Origin of the sequence: Acidiphilium sp. PM, from assembly GCF_000219295.1 — a bacterium.
GTDB lineage: Bacteria > Pseudomonadota > Alphaproteobacteria > Acetobacterales > Acetobacteraceae > Acidiphilium > Acidiphilium multivorum.
In genome coordinates this window covers 1-15259 of record NZ_AFPR01000441.1, presented here as the reverse complement: position 1 = coordinate 15259, position 15259 = coordinate 1, and the positions used below count along the sequence as shown (strand labels likewise).

13 protein-coding genes are annotated in these 15259 nt (G+C 70.0%); all 13 read right to left on the bottom strand.

Annotated elements, in window-relative coordinates; translation table 11 throughout:
- Positions 1-890, bottom strand: an 890-nt coding sequence (xrtA, locus tag APM_RS13350; protein WP_007423888.1) for an exosortase A, incomplete at its 3' end; no start/stop codon positions are given.
- A complete protein-coding gene (locus APM_RS13345; RefSeq protein ID WP_007423887.1) occupies positions 887-2071 on the bottom strand; it encodes a TIGR03087 family PEP-CTERM/XrtA system glycosyltransferase in 1185 nt (394 codons plus the stop codon). The genes xrtA and APM_RS13345, both read right to left, overlap by 4 nt.
- Positions 2072-2077: 6 nt before the next feature.
- Complete coding sequence (locus APM_RS13340; protein ID WP_039888785.1) at positions 2078-3118, bottom strand: FemAB family XrtA/PEP-CTERM system-associated protein; 1041 nt, start codon at positions 3116-3118, stop codon at positions 2078-2080.
- A 1-nt stretch (position 3119) separates the two neighbouring features.
- Entirely contained in the window at positions 3120-3974 is an 855-nt protein-coding gene (locus APM_RS13335) for an XrtA system polysaccharide deacetylase (protein WP_007423885.1), read from the bottom strand.
- Complete coding sequence (locus tag APM_RS13330) at positions 3971-4897, bottom strand: ExeA family protein (RefSeq protein WP_007423884.1); 927 nt, start codon at positions 4895-4897, stop codon at positions 3971-3973. Before APM_RS13330 ends, APM_RS13335 begins: the two co-directional genes overlap by 4 nt.
- A gap of 2 nt (positions 4898-4899) precedes the next feature.
- Positions 4900-6618 carry a hypothetical protein gene (locus tag APM_RS13325; RefSeq protein ID WP_007423883.1) on the bottom strand — a complete coding sequence of 573 codons (1719 nt, stop codon included), beginning with the start codon at positions 6616-6618 and terminating at the stop codon, positions 4900-4902.
- Between the two features lie 4 nt (positions 6619-6622).
- Positions 6623-7552 (bottom strand): chromosome partitioning protein, encoded by a 930-nt coding sequence (locus APM_RS13320; protein WP_007423882.1) that lies wholly within the window; start codon positions 7550-7552, stop codon positions 6623-6625.
- The gene (locus APM_RS13315) at positions 7549-9030 is read right to left on the bottom strand and encodes an XrtA system polysaccharide chain length determinant (protein WP_007423881.1); all 1482 of its coding nucleotides are present in this window, start codon (positions 9028-9030) and stop codon (positions 7549-7551) included. The genes APM_RS13320 and APM_RS13315 overlap by 4 nt, the downstream gene beginning before the upstream one ends.
- A gap of 7 nt (positions 9031-9037) precedes the next feature.
- The gene (locus tag APM_RS13310; protein ID WP_007423880.1) at positions 9038-9679 is read right to left on the bottom strand and encodes an XrtA/PEP-CTERM system exopolysaccharide export protein; all 642 of its coding nucleotides are present in this window, start codon (positions 9677-9679) and stop codon (positions 9038-9040) included.
- A gap of 538 nt (positions 9680-10217) precedes the next feature.
- Positions 10218-11447 carry a glycosyltransferase gene (locus tag APM_RS13305; RefSeq protein WP_007423879.1) on the bottom strand — a complete coding sequence of 410 codons (1230 nt, stop codon included), beginning with the start codon at positions 11445-11447 and terminating at the stop codon, positions 10218-10220.
- The gene (locus APM_RS13300; RefSeq protein WP_007423878.1) at positions 11447-11659 is read right to left on the bottom strand and encodes a hypothetical protein; all 213 of its coding nucleotides are present in this window, start codon (positions 11657-11659) and stop codon (positions 11447-11449) included. The genes APM_RS13305 and APM_RS13300 overlap by 1 nt, the downstream gene beginning before the upstream one ends.
- On the bottom strand, positions 11656-12966 hold the full coding sequence (locus tag APM_RS13295; RefSeq protein ID WP_007423877.1) for a putative O-glycosylation ligase, exosortase A system-associated: 1311 nt from the start codon (positions 12964-12966) through the stop codon (positions 11656-11658). Before APM_RS13295 ends, APM_RS13300 begins: the two co-directional genes overlap by 4 nt.
- A 9-nt stretch (positions 12967-12975) precedes the next feature.
- Positions 12976-15259: tetratricopeptide repeat protein (locus APM_RS13290; protein ID WP_007423876.1), on the bottom strand; the 2284-nt coding region annotated here is incomplete at its 5' end.

Genomic DNA, 15259 nt, shown 5'->3' with positions numbered 1-15259 from the left:
AGCACGGCGAGGGCGGCAACCAGACTCGTGCCCCGCGCCGCCGGCGCCGGCGCGCCCGGCACCACCGCCGGCAGCGCGTGATCCTCGCGGAACGGCAGGCCCAGCAGGATGATCACGAACAGCACGATCGAGAAGAAGATGTAGCCGTACAGCACGTGATCGGTCGCGGCGGCCTTCGCACTGCCTTCGGCATAGCCGAGCCAGATGATGCCGAGCGCGCGGAACCCGTTCGCGATGACCGGCACGACGAGGCAGACGGCAATGAACGCCAGCCGCCGCCCGGTGGAGCGGAAGATCACCAGCGCATACAGCACGGCGAAGGCGATGGCGGCGATCAGGAAGCGCAGCCCGGCGCAGGCCCGGGCGATGCGGAACGCGCCGGCGGCGATCTCGATCGTGGTGCCGTGCAGATAATGGGCGATCCCCAGCAGGCTCAGGCCGGCGGCGGCGAATTCGGCGGTGAAACGCTGGAGCGGCGCGACCAGGAAACTGCCGAACGGCACGAGGAAGACCAGGTACCAGAACGGCGCGCGAAAATGCCAGTAGACCGACCGGCCGAGCACGCCGAGCAGCAGGCATTGCAGGATCCCCATCGCGGCGAGCTGGCGGCCCTCCATGATGCCGAGGCGCTGGGCGACGAACCATGCCAGCGCGAAGGGCACCGCCAGCAGCGCCGCGCGCGGCTCGGCCGCGGGCTCAAGCGCGGCGAACCCGGCGCGGCGTTCCCACAGCAGATACAGCGCGATCGGCAGGATCAGGAAGCAATGATTATACGCCGTCGACGCCCACCAGACGCCATAGGCGGCCTCGGCCTCATGCGCGAAGACGATGCCGAACCCGACGATGCCGAGGGCAAGCGCCAGCCCGGCCCGGCGCCATGAAGCGCTCACGCGAGCACCCGGTCGAGTGCTGCGAGCGCGGTCGACCAGCCGTGATTCGCGATCACCGAAGCCCGCCCGGCCGCACCGAGCCCGGGCCACTCGCCCCGCAGGATCGCCCGCGCGCCGGAGAGCATCGCCGCCGCGTCATCGGCGACCAGCGCATCGCGCCCGGCGATCGCGGATATGCCGGTCAGGGCGGCGGTGGTGGTCAGCACGGGGCGGGCCATGGCCATGGCTTCGAGCACCTTGTTCTGGATGCCGCGGGCGATGCGCAGCGGCGCGACCGCCAGGGCGGCGTGACGGAGATAGGGGCGGATGTCGGGCACGTCGGGATGCACGTCGATGGATGGATGCGCCGCCAGCGCGCGGATCTGCGGCGCGGGATCGGCGCCGACGATGTGGAACACCGGCCCGGGCCGGTCCCGCGCCAGGTCGGGCATCACGCTCTGGGCGAACCACAGGCAGGCGTCGATGTTCGGCCGGTAGTCCATCGCGCCGGTGAACACGATGGCCGGCCGGTCGGGCGGATAGGGGTTGGGCCAGTCCTGCCCCGGATCGAAAAACCCGGTATCGACGCCGTTCGGCACCGCCTCGGTCCGCGCCCCGGTCTCCGGCGCCAGGGCGGTGAAGCGGTCGCGCTCGGCATCGGAAACCAGGAAGGTGCGGGTGAAGCGCGCCGTCGCGGCCCGTTCGAGGGCGAGCAGCGTGCGCGCCTCCCGCCGCCAGACCAGCGCGCGAAGGCCGCCGGACTCCGCGCCATAGGCGGCGAATTTCTCCGAATCGAGATCCACCATGTCGAACAGCGTCGGCAGCCCGTCGGCATCGTCGAGATACGGCGCCATCGCGCTGGAGAACACCAATGCGCGCTCGATCGGGTGGTTCCGGCGCGTCTGCCGCACCCAGGCGCGCAGCCGCCGGTCATGGAAATAGCCGACGCTGAGCGGCATCCCGGGCCGCAGCCGGGCGAGCGCGCGCAGCCGCGCCAGCCGCGGATCGAGCGGGATCGCCGCGACCGAGGCGAGGCCGGGCCGCAGCGTCTCGACATGCGCCATGTCCTCTTGCCGGTCGACGAAGCAGCCGAGATGGACGTCGTATTTCCGGCTGAGATGATCCAGCCAGCGGAAGGAGCGGATCTTGTCGCCCTTGTTCGGCGGATAGGGCAGCCGGTGGGCGAGAAACAGCAGATGCATCGCCCCTCACCCGAGGCCGCGGATGATCGCCGGGCCCAGCCGGTTCACCACCGGCCGCGGCAGGCGCTTCCAGAGCGCGATCATGGCGCGGTATTTCGGATTGAGCGGGTTGTTCTCCGGGATCGCGGCACCCGGCGCCAGCGCGAAGCAATAGGGCAGCGGCGCGGGCGCGAAGCCCCAGTTCTTCTTGAAGTCGAAGGCGCCGGTGCCGGCCTTGCTGCGGCCGAAATCGAACCCGCTCAGCCCCCGCTCCCGGGCGCGGCGCATCAGCGCCCAATACATGAAGTCATGACCGCCGACGCCCCGCGCCGCCGGCCCGCCGCCGGCGTAATAGGGCAGGATCTCGTCGCGGAACACGAAGGACAGCACGGCGCAGACCGGCCGGTCCTCGTGCCGCACGGTCAGGATCTCGACATCCCGGCCAAGACCTTCCAGCAGGGCGCGGACATAGCGGCGCGAGAAGACCGGCGTGCCGAGATGATGCACGCTCTCGGCATAGAGCGAAAAGAACGGCTCGACCGTGTGCTCGATCCGGCTGGTCAGCCCGCGCTCGATCGCCTTGCGCACCACGGCGCGCTGCTTGCGCGGGATCGCCTTCAGCAGGTCGTCCTCGCCCTCGGGCAGCGTCTTGCGGAAGGTGAAATAGAGCGGCTCGGGGGTGACGAAGCGCTGCGGGTCGAGGTCGAGCCCGCCGCGCGCGCGGAATTCGCACACCGGCGCGCCCAGCCGGCGTTGCAGCGCCAGCGCCGCCTCGGCGAGGCCCTGCAGCGTCTCGCCATCCGCCGCCAGCGGGCCGCCATAGACGGCGAAGGGCAGCGAGACCAGCGCATGGCCGAACAGCAGCGTCTTCACCTCCATCAGCGGTAGCACGCCGCAGACCTGCCCATCGCGCTCGGCGAGCAGGAAATGCGGCCGATGCCCGAAGCCGGTGGCGAGAATCCCGCCCCAGGCGAAGCGGTGAAAGAAGGTCGCGTCGGGATGGGTGTCGACGAACGCATCCCAGGCGGCGGCGTCGCGCGGTTCGGCGGGGCGGTAACGGAGCGTCATGTCAGCACGGGCGGGATGGGTCGAGAAGATCGGCATAGACCCGGTCCATCCGGTCCCAGGCGAAATCCTCCAGCAGGGCCGCGAAGCGCGTCTTCATCCGGCCGAGATTGACCCGGTGGCGAAACCGCGCGCTGAGCCGGGCCTGGGGGATGTGCGGCTGCCCGGGGTCGAGTTCCCAGGGATGGGTGTAGAAGATCTGCGGCCGCCCTTCCCGCCGGTGCAGGTGCCGCACCGCGCCGCGATAGGCGGCATAGGGCAGCAGGCGGAAATAGCCGCCGCCGGCACAGGGCCAGTTGCGCCCGAAGCCGTGAACGGTGGTGAGCGGAATTTCCCAGAGCGACGATCCCGCCGGCCGGAACGGCACGCGCGCGGCATCCGGCGTGCCGTAGAGGTCGTGCTTCACCGGGAACAGGCTGGAGGTGTAGCGATGCCCGGTCTCCTCGAGGATCTCCCACGCCCAGGGCACGTGCGGCCCGATCGAGAAGGTCGGCGCCCGATAGCCGATCACCGCGACGCCGCCGGCATCCTCCAGCGCGGCGCGGGCGCGGGCGAGGTCGGCGCGGAAGGTCTCCGGCCCGATGCGGTCGACCAGCTGGTGCCCGTAGCCGTGGCTGGCGAGCTCGTGCCCGGCCGCGACGATGCGGCGGACCAGACCCCTGTGCCGCTCGGCCACCCAGCCGAAGGTGAAGAAGGTCGCGTGCACGCCGCGCGCGGCCAGCGCCTCGAGCATCCATTCCGTATTGGCCTCGACGCGCCGCGGCCAGCGCTCCCAGCTCTCGCGGTCGATCACGTCGGCGAAGGCCTGCACCTGGAAATAATCCTCGACATCGATGGTCATGGCCCCGGTCAGGCTCATCGGAAGAACTCCGGAGAGGCCGGCGCATCGTCGGGATCGAAGCCGGCCGGCTCGACCAGGCCGGTGCGCGACCGCGCGCGCGGGGCCGGCTCGGGCGGGCTGCCGGCGGTGAGGTCGCGCTCGAGCTCGTCGGCGATCCGCTTCGCCGCCGCCGCGCCGATATGCTGCTCGCCCTCCAGTGCGGCGTTGAACAGCAGCCTGGCGCAGAGGCGGTTGATGCGGCGCGGCACGCCGTTGGTGGCGGCATGGATCGCGGCGACCGCGCCCTCGTCGAACAGGTCGTCGCGCTCGCAGCCGGCCGCGGCGAGCCGGTGCCGGATATAGGCGGCGACATCGGCGGCCGGCAGCGGGTTCAGATGGTAGGAGGCGAGGACCCGCTGGCGCAGCTGTTCCATCTGCGGGCTGGCGAGCGTGCGGCGGAATTCCGGCTGGCCCAGCAGGATGACCTGCATCAGCGGGCGCGACCGGTCCGCGAGGTTGGAGAGCAGGCGCAGGATTTCCAGCGTCTGCGCCGGCAGGGCCTGCGCCTCGTCGATGACGATGACGGGGCGGCGCCCGCGGGCATGGTCGCCGCGCCAGCGCTCGCAGATCTGCCCGAGGAACTCGGCCTGGTCGGCGACGCGGGTGATGCCGAATTCCGCCCCGATCAGGCGGAGCAGCGACCAGCCGCTGACCGCCGGCGTCGTGATCACCGCGGGCCGGTAGGCGCTCGGGTTGAGGCGCGCGAGCAGGCGCTCCATCAGCGTGGTCTTGCCGGCGCCGACCTCGCCGGTGATCACCACGAAGCCATCCCCCTGGGAGAGGCCGAACAGCAGATGCGCCATCGCCCGGCCATGTTCGCCGCTCTCGAAGAAATAGCGCTCGTCCGGCGTCAGCCGGAACGGCATTTCCCGCAGGTTGAAATGGCTTCGAAGCAGATCCACGCTCAGAACACCTTCTGCACGCCGAAGGTGATGCTCGCCTGCACCCCGTTGCCGGCGATGCCGGGCGAAACGCCGTAGCCGTTGAGCGATGTGTTGGTGACCGCGAGCTGCAGGTCGAATTCGAGCCGGTTGGCGGTTTGATAAGTGCCGGTCAGGGCGCCGGTATAGACCGGGCTCTGGCCGAGCCCGGCCAGTGCTCCGCCCTGCGGCGTATCGAGCGTGCTGTAGTCGAAATAGGCGCTGACCGTCGCGCTCCGCGTGAGCTGATGCGAAAACGTGGCCGACGCCGACAGGCTGCGCTGCGAAAAGCCGGACGTGCCGGGCGCGTTGGCGACCAGGGTTTCGTCGCTGCGCACGAGGTTGAGCGAGAGACGGTCGCGCGACCAGCGGGTGATGGTCGCGATCGAGAACTGCCGCGTGCGGAACAGGCCCGACTGGACGCTGAGGCTGTTATTGGTCAGCAGCAGCGGCACCTGCGTGCCGGTGGCGACGATCTGCCCGCCGGCGCTCACCGTGCTGCCGGCAAGGTTGGCCGCGATGGCCTGGGCCTGGGTGGCCAGCGTTTCCGAATAACTGGCCGATAGTGTGGTGCGCGGCGTCAGTTGCAGGGTGGCGCGCAGATAGGGCGCATCGAACCCGTCGCGGTGGCGATAGGCGAGCCGGATATCGACGTCGCGGCGCGGATGCAGATGCAGGCCGATGCTCCAGACGGCATCGGCGATATGGGTCGGCGGAAAGCCCTGGTAGCGGAGATTTTCGTAGCCGCCGGAAACGATGAGAAATTCCTGCGGCAGGAAGGCGTAGCGGACCCGGTCCTCGGCCCGCATCTGGCTCGATCCGTCCAGCACGCCGGTGCCGGTGTCCTGCGAGGCGGTGACGAGGACGACATCGTCGAGATCGGGGAAGAGCGGCACCGTGGTGAACTGCGCGCTGCCCGTCTGCGAAAAGACGTCGTTCGGCACGAAATAGGGAAGCTGGCTGCCGGACAGCGCGGCGCTGTTGCCGGTCTGCCGCGTATACTGGGCCAGATACACCAGATCGAGCCGGCCCAGCCCGCGAAACCTGTAGCGGTAATGCGGGCTGACCAGGTAGCTCTGCGTGGTGGTGCGCGCGTTCGGCGCGATGGCGGCGGAACCACCGGGCGCCAGGCCGCCTTCCGTCGCCTGCTGGGTCAGGAAGGCGCTGGCACTGAGGTCGAGCCGGCCGGGAATCAGCTGGGTCTCGAAGCTGCCGTTCAGCGACTGGCTGATGCCGGAATCCCGGCTCTCGCGCGCGTAGAGTTCGAGCTGCGGCCGATAGTCGAGCGACACGCGCCCGATCGGCGCGGTGCCGACGACACGCAGGCCCGGCGTCAGGCTGGTGATGAATTCGTTGTCGAAGCCATAGGATTTCGGAAATCCGCCGACAAGCGCCTCCTCCGACAGGCCGATCGAGGGGGTGAATTCCAACCCCCTCGGCAGCGGCGCCGGGCCTTCGAGCCCGCCGGACGAGGCGAAGGGGCTCGGCAGCGCGCCGAGGCGCACCGCGGTGCCGAACGGCGCCGCGCTGGTCATCGACGAGTCCGTCACGCCGGCGGACGACGACGATGCTGAAGATGACGACGACGCGGCCGCGTCGCTCGTGGCCTGGGCGACCGCCCGCCCTTCCCGCGCGACCAGCGCCGGCACGAGCAGCAGGGCCATGCGCAGGGTGCGGGCGCGCGGGAACAATGGCGCCGACAACGCGTCAGCCCCTTCTGGCGAACAGGCCGCGCCGGCGCTTCGCCGCGCGGTTCAGCAGCAGGCTGAGCTGCGGGCAGGAATCGAGCAGGTCGAGCGACTGTTCGATTTCGGCGCGGCGCGTCTGCCCGGCCTGCACCACCAGGATCGCCTGCCCGGCGATCGCGGAGATTTCGGTGGCGTCGCTCCTGGTCAGGCAGGCCGGGGCGTCGACCACGACGATCGCGTCCTCGTAGCTGTCGGCCACCGCGCTGGCCAGGCTGCGGACATGCCGCTGGGCGGCCAGAGCGGTGCGGGCTTCGGCGTCGGCCGAGCCGCCGACGGGAATGAACACCAGCCGGTCGATCGCGGTGCCGAGCGGGATCGATCCGGCGAGTTGCCTTGGCGAGTCGCCGAATTCGAGAAGGCCGGGCGATTCCGCAAGACCGAAATGCGCGGTCAGCGAGGCGCCGCCGAAATCGGCATCGACGAGCACGATGTCGCGATCCCCGCCCTCCGCCAGCAGGCCGGCGAGATTCAGCGCGGCGAAACTCTTGCCGTCGCCGTCGCGCGGGCTGGTGACGAGGACGATGTTGTTGCGGCGCACCGGGTCGTGCTGCCCCTGCGCCTGCTGGAAGTGTTCCAGCACATGGTGGCGGACGATCCGGAACTCCTCGCCAACATGACGGTGACGACGAAGGGCGACCATGCCGTTTTCCTCCAGCTGGGCCAGCGACACGACGGCAGGGCGGTGCTGGCGGCGCGGCGCGAGGGGCGAGGAGAATCGCGCGGCGCGCAGCGCGAGCGGTTCGGCCGCGGCGGATGCCTGGCGGGCCGGTTGCGATGCGGCCTGCGGCTCGTTCGTGTTGATCACCGGCATCCCCTCGGCGTCCAGCCCGGCGGCGAGGCGCTCGATCAGGCTGCGGACGGAATTCGGCGGACGTTCGTTCTGGCTCATCCGAGCCCCCCGATGATGAAGGTCGCAATGAAGAGCGCGCCGAACACGCCCAGGAGCAGCGAACCGCCGATGCCGATGCGCAGCGCCGGCATGATCACGCCGGATTGCGGCGAGATGTCGGAAATCTGGCCGATCACCGGGATGCCGAAGCCGCGCAGATCCGCCTCGGAGCGGACGCGGCCCTCGAGTTCGCCGAGCAGCACACCGACGCCGAGCCCGGCGCCGAGGCCGAGGACCAGCACGGCGACGAGGAACAGGCGCCGGTTCGGCCCGATGGGAAGCCGGGGCAGAACCGGCGGATTGATCACCTGCAGCTGCACCTGGTTGGCATCGATATTGGCGGCGGCGCCGATGCGCATCGCCTCGCGCCGGCTGATCAGGTCCTGATATTCCTTCTGCAGGACACCGTAATTCCGGTTGAGGTTGATGAACTTCGCCTCGACGCCGGGCGCCGAACGGGCGAGCGCGGTCAGCTTCGCATGCTCCACCTTGGCGCGCGCCAGCGCGCGGGTCGTCTCGAGGATCCTGGTCTGCGTCTGCAGGATCTCGAGATGCAGCGCCTTGTAGACCGGATTGGCGACCGGCACGCTGTAGCTGGACTTGCCGCCGCCGGCCGGCCCGTGTTCGAGCGCCTTGACCTGCCGTTCGGCCGCCTGCACGCCGGGATAGCTGTTGGTGTATTGCTGGCGCAGCCTGGCCAGGTTGGCGAGGGCCGCGGCGAGCGCGGGGTTGCCGCCGGCGGCCTGGGTTTCCGACAGCAGCGGCTTGGTCTTGGCGAGTTCGCTGGCCAGCAGCGCCTGCTCGGCCTTGGCGTCCTGCAGTTCGGTCTCCAGCTTGCGGACCCGCGCGCCCGATGCCCGCACGGCGGAAACGCCGTCGCTGCCCGGCAGCAGTTCGAGATATTTCGCCTGGAACGCCGCGCGGCGCGCTTCGAGCGATTTCAGCTGGTTGTGGAAATAGTCGATCTGCGATTGCAGGAACTTGCCGGCATTGTCGATGTCGCTCTGGTTGTGGTCCGACGCGCGCTCGACATAGATGTTCACCAGACCGGCGATGATGTTGTAGGCGCGCCGCGGATCGTGGCCGACATAGCGGATGGTGAACAGGTTGCGGCTCTGCGGCACCACGGTCACCCGCGCCCGCAGCCGGCGCACCAGCGCCTCGCGCGCACCCGGCCCCTGCGCGTGCAGCCCTTCGCGGTCGATCAGGTGCTGGAGATTGGGGGTGCTGAGCAGCGTCTGGCGGAGCAGGTTGAATTCCTGTTCGGAATTGCCGTTGATGGCGATGCCGCGCAGCAGCGGCGTCAGCACCGGGTCGGCCGCGACGTAGAGCTGCGCGCTGGCCTCGAAATTCGGCGGCAGCAGCATGACCGCCGTCCACCCGAGCGCGCAGACGAGCCACGCGGTGGCGAGCGCGTACCAGCGCTTGCGCCAGGCGGTGGCGAGCAGCCGCAGTGCGGTTTCGATGAGCTGTTCCATCGGCGGCTCAGAACAGGCTGCGCGGGATGACGACGATGTCACCCGGCTGCAGGGTGATATTCTGCTTCAGGTCGCCCTGGTTCAGCAGCGCGCCGAGGGCGACCGGGATCTTCACGTCATGCCCGCCGGTGCGGCGGATGATGAAGGCGCCATTGGCCAGGCCGAAACGGGGCACGCCGCCGATCTCGGTCATCAGGTCGAGCATGGTCATGCCGTTGACGTACGGGATCGCGCGCGGCTTGCCGGCGCCGATGACCCTGATGTCGCTGCCGAGCGCGCCGTGAAAGCTTTTGACGATCACGGTGACGTTGGGATTCTTGACGTAGCTTTTCAGCCGCCTGGCGATGTCGTTCTGCAGTTGCAGGGGCGTCTTGCCGGCCGCGCGGATGTTCTGGACGAGCGGGATCGAGAATCGTCCGTCCGGCCGCACCGGCACCGCCGCCTCCGAGAGATCGGGCGAGCCATAGACGAACACGCTCAACACATCCCCCGGCCCGATCCGGTAGGTCGGGTTCGGAACCGCGACGGTCGGCACTTTCGGCGCCGGCGGCGCCGCGCAGCTGGCCAGTCCCAGGCTTAGCGCGGCCATGAACAGCAACGGCAGGGTTGTCTTGTGGCGAAAAATCCGCCGGGAACGATCTGAATTCATGGGCTTGCAATCTCCTTGCCGGTCAAAGATCCCGGGCGGCGCGTGAAACGGTCATCGGGGCGGTGATGAAAATTCCGGGCCGGGATCGTGCATCGTCCGACCACGCCGCGGCCGGCCAGGCCCGCGCACCAACCCGTCGCCGCGGGGCGCGGCGACGGGCGCCCAACCGGGTTCACGGCAGCTTGCGGCAGGAGACACGACGATGCTCATGCGGGCCGGTCAGCGACGGGGAACGCGATCGGCGTCCCCGACGCCAGACACGTCGATCGATACGTTCTTCAAAATGACCTCTCTCGCTGAAATACGCGCCTGACAATCAGTTAAGCGATCCCTCAGGGCATAGCATGGCGATCGTGGGAAAGCGACAGATTTATGCACATTTCTGGACTGGAATCTTATTACGGTATAAAAATCACGAGAGCAGCGAGTATGTTTAATTTAAGACAACCTTGCGTTACGACGATCTTCCGCCGAAGACCATGAAGGATCGGCTGCGGTGCCCCTCATGTTGATGAGCGGAGCATCGTCATCGCGCCCCTCATGCGCAGGCCGCCTGTTCGACCGGCGCGCCCGCCGCCGCGCCGCGCCGTGCCAGAACGGTCTCGAAAATCCGGGCCTGGCCGAGGCTGATGCTCCGCCAGTCGTGCGCCGCGGCAAAACCCGCCGTCGCCGCGCGATCGGGCGGGGATGAGAGCAGCGTCAGGATCGCGTCGGCCAGGGCCTCCGGCGTGTTCGCCGCGGCCACGAGTCCCGCCGCCGGATCGCGCACGACCTCGGCATTTCCCGGCGCCGGCGACGCGACGGCCGGCGTGCCGCACGCCATCGACTCGAGCAGCACGTTGGCCCAGCCTTCCCGGCTCGACGCCAGCACGAGAAGATCCGCGCCGGAATAATAGGCGTGCAGATCTTCCTGCGGGATGCTGCCCGCAAACCGCACCCGCCCGCCCAGCCCGAGCGACGCCGCGAGCCTGCGCAACCGCGGCTCCTCCGCGCCGCTGCCGGCGATCAGCAGGTCGTGCGAGCCGAGCCCGCGCCGATGCAGGATCGCCAGCGCGCGGATCACCCGGTCATGCCCCTTGCGCGGGATCAGATGCCCGACCGAGAGCAGATACCGCCGTTGCTGGCCGATCCGCTCGCGAGCCAGCACGGGGTCGATCGCGACGAACCGCCCGAGGTCGACGCCGTTGCGCAACACCGTGACCGATCGCGGGTCCGCGCCCAGCGAGACCAGGCCCTCGGCCAGTGCCGCACTCACCGCGATCAGGTGATCCGCCTGCCGGATCGCGGCGCGGATCTGCCGGGCCGGCCCCCTGTGCGCCGGCCAGGCGGTGACATCCGAACCACGCGCCGTGATCACCAGCGGCAGGCCCAGGCGCCGCGCCAGACGCGCGGCGGCGACACCGTCCGGATACAGGTAATGGGCATCGATCAGCTGCGGATGAAATCCGGCCGCATGCAGGCGCTCCATGCCCCGGCACATCGCCCGGTAGAGCAGCGACGGCGTCGCGGCACCGCTGATGCCGGGAATCACCCCGTAGCGCGGATGCAGCACATCGAGCCCGAGGCGAACATCCTCGCGCGGCACGCGGCCCCATTGCCCGAACCGGCCGAAGAGCGGCGCGCGGAATGGAAAATAGGGCACCGGCGCGATCACCCGCGCCGCGCAGCCGGTATCGGCGACGAGATGACGCAGCCGCGTCTCCACGAAAATCCCGTGCGAGGGAAACATCGCATTGGGATAAAGCGTGGACACGGTGGCGATGCGCATCACGGCCGCGTCTTCGACTGCGCCCGCCGCTGCCGCCAGCCCGAGCCCGCGGCCGGGGTGACCGCGGCCGGTGCGGCCGGCTTCGCCTCGACGTAATCGAACGGGGTCGCGCGCGGCTTGCGGGACGGATCCGCCGTCCGGGGCTCGTCGAAAATCCAGACCCCGAGCCAGAGGACGGCGATCATGGCGAGGAGAAAAAGCGCGGCGCTCATTGCGCGACCGCCCCGCGCGCCCGCCACCCCCGCGCGGCCGCAGGCGCCGCCTCGGCGGCGACCCGGGGCAATTCCGCGCGCAGCAGCACCAGGGCCGAGGACACGAGAATCAGCAGCATGTAGAAGTAGTCGTAATAGCCGAGCGACAGGAACGATCCGCCGACCATGAAGGCGATGATGGAAACCTCCGTCATGCGGCCGAAATCGACCAGCCAGGCCAGGGCCGGATTGCCTCGCGCCCGCCGCGCCACCCGCCGCGCCATGAACAGGCCGTTGAGGTTCAGCGCGATCCAGACGAACAGCGCCGGGAATCCCTGGTCGCCCAGGATCTCGAACCAGATGCTGTGGGTCGCCCGCTGCTGCGCCATCGGAAAATAGCGATGGATGACGCCAGGCATGGCGGTGGCCTGGAATCCGCCGCCGGTTAGCGGATTGTGCAGCGCGATCCCGAACGCATCGCGCCAGACCGTCATTCTCTCATTGGCCGAATTCGAATGATGGAAATGCAGGATGGTGAACATGCGCGCCTTCCAGTCGGCGGGCATGAAGCTGATCGCGGTGGCCATCACGATTCCGAACAGCAGGAAACTGGTCAGGCGGTTTCTGCTGTTCCACCACAGCCGCGCGACCATGGCGGCGAGGGCGATCAATCCGCCGCGCGAATAGGTCGCGACCACGGCGAACAGCGTCAGCACCATGCTCGCGAGCAGACCCGTCCGCACCGCGCGATGGGCGGCGTGCAGGCGCAGGTAGTTCATCAGCGGGATCGTCATCAGCAGCGCCACGGCGAGCTGGTTGTTATCGGCGATGAACGAGTTGGGCGGGCCGTAGACGTGATCTTTCCCGCCGGTCAGCAACGCGAAACCACCGCCGCGCACGCCGTAATAGCCGATCGAGATGACCATGATCCAGAGCACCGCGTGCAGCCGCCGGTGGCTGGTGACGAGGGCGCCGACGAGCATGGCAAAGCCGAGCGACTTGATCAGCTGGATGTAGTCATGGCTCTCCACACTGGCCGGCACCAGGGCGAAGAGCGTGTTGAGCGTGATCAGGCCCATGAAGGCCAGGATCAGTACCTGCGTCGATGTCATCGGAAAGCGGCGCGGCTCATGCGCGACGAGACAGCCGATCACGGTCGCCAGCGCGGCACCCAGCGCCCAGGGCAGATGCGCCCCGGTGCCGAAGAGGTCCTGCTGGGGGTTCATCAGCGAGATCCAGTCGAACGCGATCACCCCGACCATGGGGCGCACCATGGCCATGCCGAGCAGGATCAGGAACGGAACGGCCAGCGCCAGGAGATGCAGCATCGCGGGATCTCAGCCCTGCCGCTCCAGTTTCGCCAGCAGCGCCGCCGCCGCGGCATGGTCGGCGAACGAGGCCTTCGGCGTGACGATCGGCTTGAGGATCGCGATCGCCTTGCCCCGCTCGCCGGTGCGGGCCAGCGCGGCGGCATCGTGATAGGCGATCGACGGGTCGGCGGGGTCTTCCCGGTGCGCCGCATCGAGCAGCGCCGCCGCCCGCGCGCGCCGCGCCTTGCCGGGCGTGCCGTGGAGCAGGATCCAGCCGAGTGTGTCGGCGGTTTGCGGCGTCGGCGCCCCGACATAGGCGCGCTCGGCCAAGGCCTCGGCGTCCGGCTTGCCGGATTTCGCCTCGATCCAGGCGAGATTGTTGAGCGCCACCGCGTCCTGCGGCGCCAGGCGCAGGGAGTGTGCGTACTCCGCCGCGGCCGCCTTCAGGTCGCCCCGGGACAGCGCGACCGATCCCCGCATGTCGCTCAGCGCCACGCTGTCGGGGAACCGGGCGCTCGCCGCCTTGAGCAGGGCCAGCGCCGCGTCGCGATGGCCGCCCTGGATGTCGGCGCGGATCGCGCCCGCCGCCAGCGCCGGCGACGGATTGGCGTCATAGGCGGCCTTGAACGCGGCCGCCGCCTTCGCCCAATGATGCAGCGACAGGGCGAGATCGCCTTCCAGCGCGCCGGCCTCGGGCATGTGGTCGGGCGCGGCGGCGAGTCGCTTCGCCTCCTGCTCGGCCGCGCCGGCGCCGTGCCGCGCCAGGGCGAGGCCGACCCGGGCCTGCATGAGGGCGAGCTGGCGCGGATCGCGCGCGAGCCCGGCCTCGATCACCGCTTCGGCCGCCTGCGGCTGCTTGCGCGCCATGTCGATATGCGCGAGCGCCAGCCGCGACGTCACGTCGTCCGGCGTCGCGGCCAGCAGGGATTGCAGGTTCAGGGCGGCCTGATCGAGGCGCCCCTGCGCGGCATCGAGCTTCGCGCGCAGGAGCAGGATCTGCGGCTGGCGCTGCATCGCGGCCGGGAGGGTCGAGACCAGGTTGCCGGCCTCGGTGAACTGCTTCGCCGCGAGCCGCTGCTGCAGGATCGCCGCCACGAACGCGACATTGTCGGGGGCACGGTCATGCGCGCGATCGAGCGTGGCCAGCGCGGCGTCGGGCTGGTTCATCGTCCGTTGCAGGGCGGCCAGCGCGAGCACGGGGCGCGGATCCGCGGGATGCGCCTTCACCACGGCGGTCAGGCGTTTCAGCGCCGCATCCGGCCGCTGCGTCAGCAGGTCGACCCGCGCGAGGCCGAGCTGCGCCGTCACCGAGCCGGGGCGGGCGGCGAGCAGCCGGGTCAGGTCGGCCCGCGCCGCGTCGAGATCGCCGCGGCGGAAGTCCAGTTTCGCCTGCAGCTGCGCGGCGGCGGGTGTGGCGCCCTGCTTGTCCAGCGCGGCGACCATCTGCGTTACCGTCGGGGCGTCGTTCGCCAGCAGCGCGGCCGATCCCAGCCGGATCTCGACCGAGGTGAGCACGGCGCTCGCCGATGCGGGAACCCCGGCGAGCACCGCGCGGTATCGCTGCTCGGCCGCCTTGAAGTCGCCGCGCTGCTGGGCGAGCTCGGCCAGATTGATCCCCGCCGCGAGATCCTTCGGATCCGCCTTGAGGGCCTGAAGCGCGTCCTGTTCGGCCTCATTCCACTTGTGGTCGTGGATCTCGATCGCCGTGCGCAGGTCGAGGGCCTGGGCATCCAGCTTCCCGGCCGCCGCCAGCTTGTCGAGGCTGCGGCTGGCGACGCCGTAATGACCGCTCCGCACCGCCAGCGTGGCCACCAGCAGCTGCGCGGCGCTGTCACCGGGCTGCTGCGCCGCGAACTTCTGGGCCGCGGTCAGCGCGGCGGCCGGCTGGCCGAGCGCCGCATCCGTCCTCGCGCGAAGATACAGGATGCCGGGCAGCTGCGTGGCGATGCCGCCGAGATGATCGAGCAGCGCGCTGGCGCGATGCCAGTGATGTTCGTCGACGTCGATCGTCGCCTGGAAATACGCGAGCCCGGCCGAATGGGGCAGCAGGGAAGCCGCGCGCTTGAGCTCGGCCTGCGCCGCGGGCAGCGCGCCGGCGGCCAGGTGAGCCTGGATGAGCAGCAGTTTGCCGCGGGTGTTGAGCGGGTCCGCGGCATTGGCGCGCTGCAGGATGGTTGCGGCGCGCGCCGGCTGGCCCTCCCCGATGTCCAGTTGCGCCTCGCGGCGCAGCAGGGCCGGCGCGGCCGGCGTCACCTTGAGCCGCGCGGCGATCATGCGCCGCGCCGCGGCGAGGTCGTGCCGGGCGATGGCG

Coding starts and splice junctions, on each gene's coding strand:
- APM_RS13345 (WP_007423887.1), bottom strand. CDS start 2,071: ATGCATCTGCTGTTTCTCGCCCACCGGCTGCCCTATCCGCCGAACAAG.
- APM_RS13340 (WP_039888785.1), bottom strand. CDS start 3,118: ATGACGCTCCGTTACCGCCCCGCCGAACCGCGCGACGCCGCCGCCTGG.
- APM_RS13335 (WP_007423885.1), bottom strand. CDS start 3,974: ATGAGCCTGACCGGGGCCATGACCATCGATGTCGAGGATTATTTCCAG.
- APM_RS13320 (WP_007423882.1), bottom strand. CDS start 7,552: ATGAGCCAGAACGAACGTCCGCCGAATTCCGTCCGCAGCCTGATCGAG.
- APM_RS13315 (WP_007423881.1), bottom strand. CDS start 9,030: ATGGAACAGCTCATCGAAACCGCACTGCGGCTGCTCGCCACCGCCTGG.
- APM_RS13310 (WP_007423880.1), bottom strand. CDS start 9,679: ATGAATTCAGATCGTTCCCGGCGGATTTTTCGCCACAAGACAACCCTG.
- APM_RS13305 (WP_007423879.1), bottom strand. CDS start 11,447: ATGCGCATCGCCACCGTGTCCACGCTTTATCCCAATGCGATGTTTCCC.
- APM_RS13300 (WP_007423878.1), bottom strand. CDS start 11,659: ATGAGCGCCGCGCTTTTTCTCCTCGCCATGATCGCCGTCCTCTGGCTC.
- APM_RS13295 (WP_007423877.1), bottom strand. CDS start 12,966: ATGCTGCATCTCCTGGCGCTGGCCGTTCCGTTCCTGATCCTGCTCGGC.